The following is an 11,736-nucleotide window of genomic DNA, read 5'->3' on the forward strand; positions in this document are numbered from 1 at the left end:
ACCACCGGGGTTCGGTGCTCGGCGTTCGGCTGATACCTCGTTGATCGGCGCCGGTCCGGATCATAGGTTCGGGCGTATGACGAACCTTCGGATCGGTGTGATGTACGACCGCGACTGGGCCCCGGAAGGGCTGCCCGAGTTCGCGCGGCAGGCCGAGGCCCTCGGTGTGGACGACCTGTGGGTGGTCGAGGACCTCGGCTGGAACGGCGGCGTGTCCGCGGCCGCCGTGGCGCTCGGCGCGACTCAGCGGTTGCGGGTGGGCATCGGGATCACCCCGGCTCCGTTGCGCAGCCCGGCGCTGCTGGCGATGGAACTGGCCACGCTGGCCCGGGTCTTCCCGGACCGGCTCGTCGCCGGGATCGGGCACGGAGTACGGGAGTGGATGGCCTCGGTCGGCGTCGCCCCCCGTTCACCGCTGGCCCTGCTGGAGGAGACGATCACCTCCGTGCGGGCCCTGCTGCGCGGCGAGCGGGTCGAGCTGGCGGGGCGCGAAGTGCGCCTGGACGGCATCCAGTTGGTACACCCGGCCACCGAACCGCCGCCGGTGGTCGCGGGTGTGGTGCGCCCTCTCTCGCTGGAGCTGTCCGGCCGGGTCGCCGACGGCACCCTGATCGCCGAGGGCCACGGCCCGCGCGACCTGGAGAACACCCGGGCGCTGACCGCGAAGGGCGGCGCCGGCCCCGACCACACCCTCACGGTGCTGGCCTTCTGCTCCGTGGGCGACGACCCCGGCGAGGTGGCGCGGACCCTGCACCCGCACACGCAGGGCCACGGTGAGTGGCTGGGCCGCCCGCAGGAGGACGTCTTCACCGTGTCCGGCAGCGCCCCGGAGGCCGCCGAGGACATCGCCGCGCTGGCGGCGGCCGGCGCGGACACCGTCGTACTCCGGATCGTCGGTGCCGAGCCGCTGCGCCAACTCGAAGCCGTACTGGGGGCCTTGGGGCGTCGCTGACCGGAGGGTCAGTGCGCGGCGAACTGGACGCGGGTGGGCTGGACGACGTCCGGCCGTACCGTGATCCCGTCGACGGTCAGCTGCTCCCCGTAGATGTCGCTGATCCTGATCGAGCCGCCGCACCCGCTGCCGTTCTCGGAGAGGAAGTAGTTGTAGCTGGTGCGCGCGAGACGGACCCAGCCGCTGCCGGTACGGACTTCGAGGCGTGCCACGGGATTGCGGTGGCCGATCACCTGGATGCCGCACCAGTACTGGCTGGACCCGGTCTTGTAGCGGATCGAGATCGGGTCCGCCGCGGAGGGGCTCAGCAGACTCCAGGTGATCGGGATCCGGCCGGTCACGGGGGCGGCGAGCTTGGCGAACGCCTGGGGACTGAGGTCGAGTTGCCCGGGGAGGCAGTCTCCGGGGCACTCGTTGGTGATCCGTACCGTGACGGAGGCCCCGCTCGCCGCGCGGACCAGGATGTACGCCCCGCACGCCTTGGACGTCTCGTAGTCGGCGGTGTTCATCGCGGCGGTCATCACGTCGCTGGTCGGCCCGAACAGACAGGCGCCGTCGCCGCTTCCGGTGTCGTAGAAGGTGGCGACGCCCTTGTAGGTGGTGCCGGGCTGGATCCGCCCCGCCAACGGCGCCGAACCGGAGGCCGGGCGGGCGGCAACGCCACCGCTGCCGCTGCTACTGCCACTGCCGCCACCCGTGGCCGGGGGCTTGGGCGTGGCCTTCGGCTTCGGCTTGGCGGCCGAGACCGTCGGCGTGGCCTTCGGGGCCGGGGAGCGGGTGGCCGAGGGCGTCGGGGACGGCGACGGCTCCGGCGTGGTGGGCGGGACGATCACCCGGACGCCGGCGGCGGACTCGACCGATCCGCTCCCGTCGTCGGTCTGGTGGTCGGGCCGTAGAGCCATGACCAGGGATATGACGATCGCGACGGCCGCCACGGCGGCGCAGACAAGAGCGCCGCGCCGGCGACGGGGAGAACGGCGCTGGGCACGTCGTGTGGAACGGGACGCCACGGCTATGGTCCTTAACTGGTCCGGAAGTACAGGTGCTCGATAAGTACAAGTGCTCGATGCGAGGCTCCGGTTGAGGCAGCTTCCGGCCCTCAGTCTCCACCGCGGCCGAAAAGGTTGCCGCGGTTTCGCGGATTCGATGAAATTCACCCCCTCCGTATCCCAGGTCCGTCCCAACAGCGGTCCGTCCTCGCAGGTCACAGGCGTGCGACTGTCCCGGCGTCCCGATCCGAAGCGGGAAGATCCGCTGCGGGACGGCCGCTGCCAGCATGACCGGCAGCCGGGGACCACCGGCCACTCGAAAGGCATTCACCAGCCATACGTAAGACAGGTAGGGGGAAATCCTGATGGGACCAAGGACGCTTCTGCGCGGCCTGACCCTCGCCGTGGCAGCGGTCCTGCCCCTGTACGGGCCCACGGCGGTACAGGCGGCGCAGGCGGGGGCGACCGCGGTCGCGGTCTGCGGGCATACGAGCGCGCAGCCCACGCTGGAGCGGGGAGCGACGGGGGACCCGGCGATCGTCGAGGCCCAGTGCGAGCTGAGTCTGGCGACGAAGCCCAGCCGGTACACGCCGATCGCGGCCGACGGCTCGTTCGGGCCGGCGACGGAGACGCGGGTCAAGGAGTTCCAGCGGTGTGCCGGGCTGGGGGTGGACGGTGTGCTCGGCCCCCAGACCTGGGCGGCGTTGAACACCTGGGCCGCACAGCCGCACACCTGCGCGACCCCGGGCACGTCCAGCACGGCGCAGGCGACCGTGTGCGGCCACACCGACACCCGGCCGACGCTGAAGCGGGGTGCGAAGAGCACCGAGGTCGAGGAGGCGCAGTGCCGGCTGAACCTCGCCATGGAGGCGTTCCACTATCCGCCGCTGACGATCGACGGCGACTTCGGGGGCGGTACGGAGTCCCGGGTCGTCGAGTTCCAGCACTGCGCCAACCTCAGTGCCGACGGCACCGTTGGCCCGAACACCTGGGCGAAGCTGGTGGACTGGTCCAGCCGTAACACGTATTGCACGCCACCGCGCCCCGCCGGGTACGCGATCGACGGCCTCGACACCGCCAAGTACCAGCACCCCGGCGGCGCGCCGATCGACTGGAAGGCCGTACGGGCCTCGGGCGTCGAGTTCGCGACGGTCAAGGCCACCCGGGGCACGAACGTCACCGACGAGTACCTCACCGCCGACCTCCAGGGAGCGCGGGCGGCGGGGCTGGCCGTCGCGCCGTACCACTTCTACACGGGCTCGGCGGCGGACACGGGTGGCGCCCAGGCCGACCGGTTCATCGCCGCCGTACGCGCGACCGGCTACACCGGGAAGCGGCCGGGCGACCTGCCGCCGGTCTTCGACCTGGAACGCATGGACGACGGCAGCGGACGCTGTCCCACCTACGGCACGGTGGAAGACACCAGAGCCTGGCTCGACCGGGTGGAGGCGGCCTTCGGCCGTACGCCGATCATCTACACCCAGAAGTCCGTCCTGGACGACTGTTTCGGTTCGACCACCGCCTTCGCCCGGTATCCGCTGCAACTCGCGGACTACCGCCAGTCGATCACCCAGCCGCCGCTGCCGAACGGCTCGACGACCTGGGCGATGTGGCAGTACACGGACGCCGCGCTCTTCCCGGGCATCCAGGCACCGGCGACCGCGGACGTGTTCAACGGCACCCAGGCCGACCTGGACCGGCTGGCCAACCGGTGAACCCCGCCGTACCGAGGAGGATCCCCATGATCGACCGGTTCACCCGCGCGTCCCTCGTCGCCCTGCTTGTCACCCTGGGCTTCACCGTTCCGGCGCCCGCCTCGGCCGCCGCCGCCACGAGCTGTTACGGCGGGGCGGTCACGGTGCACTACGGGGAGGTGCGCGACTTCGGCCCGTACACGACCACGAGCCGCTGCACGGACATCAACATGCGCATGACCGGCGGCGACGCCGAGTTCGGCTGGGCCTGCGTGCAGTTCACGAAAGTCGGCGCCTGCAACTACTGGACCAAGATCGGCCGGAGCTGGACGACCATCGCCACCGACGTCCTGAACGGAACCAAGTTCACCGTGCCCAACGGCGTCGATCTGGAAGGCAGTTCAGCCACCTTCCAGATCGCCTTCTGACCCGCTCACCCACTTCACCGAACGGAGACCACCATGATCAGGACCAGGATGCTCGCCTCGGCTCTCGTCACCGTGGCCGCACTGCTGGGAGCGGGTGCCGCGCCCGCCGCCGCACAGGCCTCGGCCGCGGCGACCAGCTGCTACGGCGGCGCGAAGAACCTGAACTACCGCTACCAGGTGGGCCCCAAGGAGTACGGCCCCTTCACCACGTCCTCGCGGTGCGGTGACATCAACATGCGGCTCACCACGGACGACCAGAGCTTCCTGTACGCCTGCGTGGTGTTCGTCGACCACACCGACAAGTGCAACCACGACAACACGTACTCGCTCCACGGCACCCCGTGGGCGACGGTCGCCACCGACGTCAAGGACGGCACCCGCTTCGTCCTGCGCGTCGGCCCCTATGACACCGACGCGCAGAACGTGAACTTCCAGCTCGCCTACTGACCTCTCTCCGCTCCTTCTCGCACCACCGTTCCGAAAGGACGACGATGACCTTCCTCTTCCGTTCCGCCGGCAGCCGCTCGCTCGACCGCCGCAGCATGCTGCGCGGCACGCTGGCCGTCGGCGCCGGCGCCGCCTTCGGGCAGCTGCTGTTCTCGGGCGTCGCCCAGGCCTACTCCTGGCCGCGCACCATGAACCAGGGCGACAACGGCGCCGACGTGCTGGAGCTGCAGATCCGGGTCGCGGGCTGGGCGGCCGACAGCGCGAGCCACACCCGGGTCGGCATAGACGGCGACTTCGGCCCCGGTACGGAGGCCGCCGTCAAGCGGTTCCAGGCGGCGTACGGTCTCACCGCCGACGGCAGCGCCGGGCCCAATACCCAGGCGAAGCTCAACGCGCTGGAGCAGTCGGACGGCTCCACACTCCACTTCAACTGGAGCGAGTTCTACGACCAGGCGAGCGGCAACTTCAACGGCGGCAAGGTGAGCGCGGCCACGGTGAAGGAGAACGCCCGCCGCTGCATGTACAAGCTGGAGGCACTGCGCAAGAAGCTGGGCGACAAGCCGATCACGGTGAACTCCGGCTTCCGGAGCATCGCCCACAACGCCGACATCGGCGGGGCCAGCGACAGCATGCACCTGTACGGCACGGCGGCCGACCTCGACGTGCCCGGCGTGGCCACCAAGACCGTCTACCAGAAGGCGGAGACCTGCGGGTTCTCCGGGCTGGAGAGGTACACCGTCGACCACCAGCACGTCGACAGCAGGGCCGACCTCGGCCGTGACTGGTGGTGGGAGAGCGGCACGGTCTGACGCCGCCGACCGCGTCGGCCCCCTACGAAGGTAGGGGGCCGCGATGTCCCTTCGTCGGGGGTCCGGGGGCGGGAGCGTCCTTAGGATGACCGGGTGACTTCCGGGCCGGAACGTGGTGTGCCGCTGTGGGTGGAGGTGCCGTCGGCGGTACTGCTCGCGCTGCTGTCGACGTTGGAAGGCTTCCGGCTGGCCGGTGACACCCTGGCCGATCCCGCTCCATGGGTCGCGGCGGTCGCGGCGGCAGGGGCGCTCGGCCGGCACCGGTTCCCCCGGGCGGTGGCGGCCCTGGCGTTGGTCTCGGTCGCGCTGGGCTCGCTGCTCCCGTTGCTGGTCACGCTGTATCACTTCGCGTCGCGGGGCAGGTTGCGGGCGGTGTGGGTGTGCCTGGGAATCGCGGCGGGCGCCGGACTCCCCTGGCTGGCGGTCGCGCTGGCGTCGGACCGTCCTCTCTCCTGGGTACGGCTGCAGACCTGGGTCGGTTCCGGTGTCGGGAACGCCGTGCTGGTGGCCCTGGCCCTGGCTCTCGGGATGTGGGCGGGCAGTCGGCGCAGACTGCTGGGCGCGCTGCGCGACCAGGTGGAACAGCTGCGGGTGGAGCGCGAACTGCGCGCCGAGCAGGAGCGGTTGGCGGAGCGGGCCCGGATCGCCCGCGAGATGCACGATGTGCTCGCCCACCGGCTGAGCCTGCTGACGCTGCACGCGGGGGTGCTTCAGCTGCGCGAGGAGGGAATGTCACCGGCCGGCCTGGAGCGGCTGGGCCTGTTGCGGGACACGGCCGGGCGGGCGCTGGACGACCTGCGCGAGGTGCTGGGAGTACTGCGCTCCGACCGGCCCGCCGGGGCGGAGGGCACGGCACCCGTTCCGGAGCCCGCCGTGCGGGACCTGGACGAGTTGCTCGCCGAGGCGCGGGCCGCCGGCCAGGTGATCGAGTCGGTGGTCTCCGGTGATGTGGAGAACACGTCGACCAGCCACCGGCTGGCAGTGCACCGGCTCGTACGCGAGGCCCTGACCAACGCCCGCAGACACGCCCATGACGCGCCCGTCGCGGTGAGCGTGCACTACGGGCCGCCGGTCACGACGGTGGAGGTGGTCAACGGCCCTGCAGAGCGCGCCGGGCAGGCCGAGCACGCCGGCCGGTCCCCGGTCTCCGGGGGTTCCGCGGCTGCCGGTGGTGGTTATGGCCTGATCGGTCTGGCGGAGCGGGTCACGGCGCTCGGCGGTCAGCTGCACACCGGGGCCTCCGGCGGCGGTTGGCGGCTCTCCGCCCGGCTGCCGGTGTCTTCCCCCGCCTCTCCTCCGGCGCGCGTCCCATGATCAACGTCCTGGTGGTCGACGACGACGCCCTGGTCCGGCTCGGACTCGTCGACCTGCTGTCCACCGACCCGGAACTGACCGTCGTGGCCGAGGCGTCGGACGGCCTGGCCGCCGTCGAGCGGGCGAGCCTGCACCGGGTCGACGTCGCCCTCGTCGACGTACGCATGCCCCGGATGGACGGCATCACCGCGACCCGTCGGCTGCGCGCGCTCCCGAACCCGCCGCGAGTGATCACTCTGACCACCTTCGACCTGGACGAGTACGTCTACGACGCGCTCGCCGCCGGCGCGGACGGCTTCCTCCTCAAGGACACCGAGCCTCGCGAGATCATCCGCGCGGTCCATGTGGTGGCGGACGGCCAGGGCATGCTGCATCCGGCCGCCGCCCGTCGACTGATCGACCGCTTCCACCGCACCGCGCGCCCCGGAGCACCGGAAGCGCGGTCCCGTGTCGCGGGTCTGACCCCCCGTGAGACGGACGTCCTGGCACGGCTCGCGCAGGGCGACTCCAACGCGGAGATCGCCGGAGCACTGGGAATGCGGGAGAGCACCGTCAAGGCACACGTCAGCCGGATCCTCAGCGCGCTGGGCGCCGGCAACCGCGTCCAGGCCGCCCTGCTGGCCCGCGACGCGGGGCTGGGCGAACACGACTGACGGCTGACGGCTGACGGCAGACGGCAGACGGCAGACGGCAGACGGCAGACGGCTGACGGCTGACGGCAGACCGGTTCGGCACCGGTTGGGCGGGCGGCTAGGTGGAGCGGGTCTCCTGTTCCCGGCCTGTGCCGGGGTCGAGCAGTCGGCGTATGCGCTCGTACTCGGCGGCCATCTCCGGTGTCGCGAGGAAGTCGTCGAGGTCGGCGGAGACCTGGTGGTCGACGTCCTCTACGGAACGGATGGCGAGTTCGTAGAGCTCCCCGCGCTGGTGCTGCCGCAGGTAGGTGTGCCAGTGCGCCAGCGCCGCGACGACGGTGAGGACTCCGGTGTCCAGACCGTCCTCGGCCAGGATGCCCTCGTAGATCGTCGCGAGCTTGTCGTCCAGTTCGGCGGCGCTGATCGTCAGGATGTCCGCGCCGGCGGTGGTGAGTGCCGCCCGGGCGTCCTCGGTGAGTTCGTCGTCGGTGGCGTCACGAAGCAGTTCCGGCCGTACGAGACGGGTGACCGTCTCCTCCCCGAAGGCCCGGAGGTTCGCCTCGGTGGCCCCACTGATCAACCGGAGGATCTCCGCCTCTACTTCGCTGTAGTTCACGCCCGCAGCCTAGTGACCGGCGGCGGCCGGTGGATGCGGGGCCCCGGCACTCCTTCCGTCACGCGGACGCCCGTCAGGTGGGCCTAGGCTGTTGTCAGGACCCGACAAACAGGGGAAACAAGGGAAACAGGGAACAAGGAATCATGGCGATTGGGGAAAAGCCCATGTCCGGACGGCCCCGGCCGTCGATGGCGGACGTCGCCCGGCACGCCGGCGTCGCGCCGCAGACGGTGTCACGCGTGTCCAACGGCCACACCAACGTCGACCCCGCGACGAGGCAGCGGGTCGTGGAGTCCATGCAGGCACTGGGCTACCGGCCGAACGGAGCCGCACGCGCGCTCAGAAGCGGGCGGTTCAACACGATCGGTGTCATCACGTTCACGCTCAGGACGTACGGGAACACGCGCACGCTCGACGCCATCACCAGCGAGGCCGCGCGCGCCAAGTACGCCGTCACCCTCATCCCCGTGCCGGACCCGACCATGGGCAGGGTTTCCGGTGCCTACGACCGGCTCAGCGAGGCGGCCGTGGACGGAGTGATCCTCGTCTTCGAGGCGCGTTTCCTGGACGACGCGGAGTTCAGCCTTCCCCCAGGGGTCCCGATGGTGGTCGTCGACTCAGACACCGGCCCCGGATACACCGTGGTGGACACCGATCAGGCACAGGGCGCCCGGCAGGCGACGGAACACCTGCTGGAACTCGGCCACCGGCAGGTGTGGCACATCGCTGGCCCCCCGGCCTCGTTCTCCGCGGCCCACCGGGTCGAGTCCTGGCGGCGCACCCTGGAGGACGCCGGGATCGTGCCGCCCCCGGTGCTGTACGGCGACTGGACCACCCGGTCCGGATACCAGCACGGGTTGGCTCTGGGGCGGAGGCCGGAGGTCACGGCGATCTTCGCCGCGAACGACCACATGGCGCTCGGTGTCATGCGTGCCCTGCACGAGCTCGGCCGCCGGATTCCCGAGGACGTCAGCGTGGTGGGGTTCGACGACGTGGAGGAGGCCCATGCCTTCTGGCCACCGCTGACCACCGTCCGGCAGGACTTCGCCGCGGTCGGCCGGCTCAGCCTGCAGAAGCTGCTGGGCAAGATCGGACGCACGGGGCCCGACCTGATCGACAAGACCCTGGTCCCGACCCAACTGGTGGTCCGCGCGAGCACGGAAGCACCGCCGCCCTCGCCGGAAGGCGAAGAACGGCGGCGCTGACCCGTACGGGCCGGTTCGGATCGGACCGGAGCGGCTCGGTTCGACCCGACCCGGATCAGTGCTCGGGGCAGTGATCCGGGCGAACAGCTGAACGGCCCGGGATCAGCTTCTGGCCCACTGCTGGTTGGTGCTTCCGTTGCAGTACCAGACATCGACCGACGTGCCGTTGCCGGTGCCCGCTCCGGCCGCGTCCAGGCAGAGCGCCGGGTTGGCGACGCTGGTCACCGAGAGGTCCGCGTTCACGTTCCACTGCTGTGCCGCCGCGCCGGTGCAGTCGGTGATGACCACGGGGTCTCCCGCCGTGGCACCGGTGCCTCCTACCGTCATGCACTTGTTGCCGTACACGGTGAGCTGCTTGTCCGCGGTCCAGTTCCAGATCTGGTTGCCGCCGGCGTTGCAGTCCCAGAGGTCGAGCTGGGTGCCGTTGGTCGTGCTGAAGCCGGGCACGTCGACGCAGCGGGTGGAGCCGACTCCGCGCAGGACCTCACCGGGAGGCGCGGGCGGCAGGTTGTTGACGGGCGGGGTCTTGCCGAAGCCGTAGCCCCAGCGCAGCAGCGCGACTCCGGTGTCGCTGTTGTCCACCAGGTTGCCGTTGGCGTCCAGCGACTCGATCGAGTAGGCGTCGCCGTTGCGCAGCCCCGGCCAGTAGACCAGGCCCATCCCCTTGCTGCGGGCGGTGTTGGCCACGGCCGCGAGGTACGAGGTGTAGACGTTGCCGTTCCACGCGCCGTAGTTCAGACCGATGGTCATCGGGGAGCCGGCCTCGTCGATGATGGTCCGGCCGGTGTACTTGCCGAGGCGGGCGCCCAGGTCGGCGGTCCAGTCCGACTGCTGCGTGTAGCTGGCCCAGTAGCCGTAGAAGTGCAGCGACAGCAGCGTTCCCCGCAGGGCGGGTGCCGCGCCGACACCGGTGACGTTGTCGTTGTAGCCGGTGCCGCTGATCACGACACGGCCGCGCGGGACGTCCTTGTGCTGGTCCAGCCAGCCGCTGGTGACGGACACCCACTGGTCCAGGGTGTAGCCGTGCGGCTCGTTCATGGGCTCGAAGTAGACACGCGGGTTGTGCTTGTACTCCCGCACAACGGTGTTCCACATCGTCTTCCAGGCGGCCGTGTCGTCGACCAGCCCGTCCTTGCTGGTGTCGGCCTCCCAGTAGCTGACGATGACCTTGTCGCCGTAGGCCGTGGCCGCGTCGATCGTCGCCCGGTACGACTTCCACCAGGTGGTGCCGACGCTCGCCGGGTTGATCGGCAGCCGCAGGGTGTTGGCGCCCAGGTTCTTCCTGAAGCCGCGCACCATGTGATCCGTGGTGCGGTACACCGTGCGGTAGTTGTCGGTGACCGACAGTCCGCTGGGCACGACGGCGTCACTGGCGTAGTTGTCCCGCGGGTCTGCCCAGTTCACCCCGCGGAAGTCACTGGTACCGCCCTTCGACGCGGGCTTCGCCGGCGCGTGCGCGGGGGCCGACTGGGCGAGGGCGGGCGCCGGGGCGGTCAGGAACATGAGGGTCGCGCCGAGGCCGGCCATGAGCACACTGGCCAGTCTTCTCGACCTCGTCGGGGTCTTGGTCATTTCGTCTCCAGTGACGGAAATCGCGGAGGTCGGAGTGCGGGTTCGTCACCTGAGCCGACTCGGTGAGGAACCACGGGTCCGGAAACAGCTACTCGGACCCGTGCAAACCGGCCATGGTTACGTAACCATGGCCGGACAGTGACACGCCGCCCGCCCCCGTGACAAGACTCGTGACGTTTCCGAAACACGCCGGACCCTTTCGCCGTGCCGGAGCCGGTTCGGCGCCGTGCGGCGGATGCGTCCCGCTCGGGGGAAGTTGACGCCCCGACACCCGGAATCCGCTTCCGGTTCATCGCCGGCGGGGTCCCCGGAACTCACGAAGGCCGAGAGCGACGTGGGGCGTTGACGGCCCGGCGGACGTCCGGCGGAGGCCCGGCCGGTGCAATGCACGGCGACGTACGGCGACGTACGGCGAGTTCCTCGACGACCCCCGCCCGGTCCCCCTGCGCGGCGCGGGCCGAACCGCGTCCCCCCGTTCCCGGGACCCGCCTGAAGGCGGCGGGACTCGGTTCGAGCAGATCAGGCAAAACAGAAGCCCCGCACGGCATTTGGGCCGCACGGGGAGTTTTCATGTGCACGGACGGGGCGTGTGCCGCGAGAACCTCAGGGCGTCAGTTTCTCGTCCGTATCCAGGCAGGCAGGGCACGTGGCGGCTCGCTGCCACTCAGTCACCCTGCCGGTTGCGCCGCATACCGGGTTTCCCTCGCTGAGCTTGTGGACGGTCAGCACGTCGTCCCCGACCGTGCCCGTGAGTTCGGCGGTGGGCGCCGGGAGGTCCCGGTCGTCGGTCCTGGTCACTGGCTGGTCTCCCTGGTGACGTTGCGGGGGTCGTTCGGGTGGCCGGAGAAGGTGTGAGTGTGCATGTCGATCACGACTCGGCGAGCCATCACAGGGCTGTTCATCGTGATGGCGGCAATCAGGCTTGTGCGTAGCCGGGCGCACACCGGGCACGTGTCGGGGTCCACTCGGTCAGCGCGAGGGATTCTCAGATCTGCGCCCAGGAGCAGGAGCGGCGGTTCGTTCACCTGTTGCTCACCACCTGGTGCCGGGGACAGAGGAGCGGGCAGGGAGGGGAGTT

General features: G+C 70.6%; 12 protein-coding genes. 8 read left to right on the forward strand and 4 right to left on the reverse strand.

What is annotated here, in order from left to right; genetic code table 11:
• Positions 1–76 precede the first annotated feature (76 nt).
• A complete protein-coding gene (locus OG241_RS17500) occupies positions 77–952 on the forward strand; it encodes an LLM class flavin-dependent oxidoreductase (RefSeq protein WP_405816376.1) in 876 nt (291 codons plus the stop codon).
• A gap of 8 nt (positions 953–960) precedes the next feature.
• On the opposite strand, the gene OG241_RS17505 is transcribed toward OG241_RS17500, so the two are convergent.
• Complete coding sequence (locus tag OG241_RS17505) at positions 961–1,962, reverse strand: expansin EXLX1 family cellulose-binding protein (RefSeq protein ID WP_405816377.1); 1,002 nt, start codon at positions 1,960–1,962, stop codon at positions 961–963.
• 344 nt (positions 1,963–2,306) lie between these two features.
• Here OG241_RS17505 and OG241_RS17510 point away from each other — a divergent pair, with 344 nt between their 5' ends.
• The 6 genes from OG241_RS17510 (at position 2,307) to OG241_RS17535 (ending at position 7,286) form a co-directional block, all read left to right on the forward strand.
• Entirely contained in the window at positions 2,307–3,656 is a 1,350-nt protein-coding gene (locus OG241_RS17510) for a GH25 family lysozyme (RefSeq protein WP_405816378.1), read from the forward strand.
• 26 nt (positions 3,657–3,682) lie between these two features.
• Entirely contained in the window at positions 3,683–4,063 is a 381-nt protein-coding gene (locus tag OG241_RS17515) for a hypothetical protein (protein WP_405816379.1), read from the forward strand.
• A gap of 33 nt (positions 4,064–4,096) precedes the next feature.
• Positions 4,097–4,510 (forward strand): hypothetical protein, encoded by a 414-nt coding sequence (locus tag OG241_RS17520; RefSeq protein ID WP_405816380.1) that lies wholly within the window; start codon positions 4,097–4,099, stop codon positions 4,508–4,510.
• A gap of 44 nt (positions 4,511–4,554) precedes the next feature.
• Positions 4,555–5,319 carry a D-Ala-D-Ala carboxypeptidase family metallohydrolase gene (locus OG241_RS17525; RefSeq protein ID WP_405816382.1) on the forward strand — a complete coding sequence of 255 codons (765 nt, stop codon included), beginning with the start codon at positions 4,555–4,557 and terminating at the stop codon, positions 5,317–5,319.
• Between the two features lie 93 nt (positions 5,320–5,412).
• Positions 5,413–6,633 (forward strand): sensor histidine kinase, encoded by a 1,221-nt coding sequence (locus OG241_RS17530; RefSeq protein ID WP_405816383.1) that lies wholly within the window; start codon positions 5,413–5,415, stop codon positions 6,631–6,633.
• Positions 6,630–7,286 (forward strand): response regulator, encoded by a 657-nt coding sequence (locus OG241_RS17535; protein ID WP_405816385.1) that lies wholly within the window; start codon positions 6,630–6,632, stop codon positions 7,284–7,286. Before OG241_RS17530 ends, OG241_RS17535 begins: the two co-directional genes overlap by 4 nt.
• A gap of 97 nt (positions 7,287–7,383) precedes the next feature.
• Here the strand turns inward: OG241_RS17535 and OG241_RS17540 are convergent, their stop codons facing one another.
• A complete protein-coding gene (locus OG241_RS17540) occupies positions 7,384–7,881 on the reverse strand; it encodes a hypothetical protein (RefSeq protein ID WP_405816386.1) in 498 nt (165 codons plus the stop codon).
• A 143-nt stretch (positions 7,882–8,024) separates the two neighbouring features.
• On the opposite strand from OG241_RS17540, the gene OG241_RS17545 reads away from it, so the two are divergent.
• Positions 8,025–9,086, forward strand: coding sequence for a LacI family DNA-binding transcriptional regulator (locus OG241_RS17545; protein WP_405816387.1), 1,062 nt, complete (start codon positions 8,025–8,027; stop codon positions 9,084–9,086).
• 102 nt (positions 9,087–9,188) lie between these two features.
• Here the strand turns inward: OG241_RS17545 and OG241_RS17550 are convergent, their stop codons facing one another.
• Positions 9,189–10,658, reverse strand: a complete 1,470-nt coding sequence (locus OG241_RS17550) for a ricin-type beta-trefoil lectin domain protein (protein ID WP_405816388.1) — start codon at positions 10,656–10,658, stop codon at positions 9,189–9,191.
• Positions 10,659–11,261: 603 nt separating this feature from the next.
• On the reverse strand, positions 11,262–11,456 hold the full coding sequence (locus OG241_RS17555) for a hypothetical protein (protein ID WP_405816389.1): 195 nt from the start codon (positions 11,454–11,456) through the stop codon (positions 11,262–11,264).
• Positions 11,457–11,736: the final 280 nt, after the last annotated feature.

The organism is Streptomyces sp. NBC_01390, from assembly GCF_045040105.1.
GTDB lineage: Bacteria > Actinomycetota > Actinomycetes > Streptomycetales > Streptomycetaceae > Streptomyces.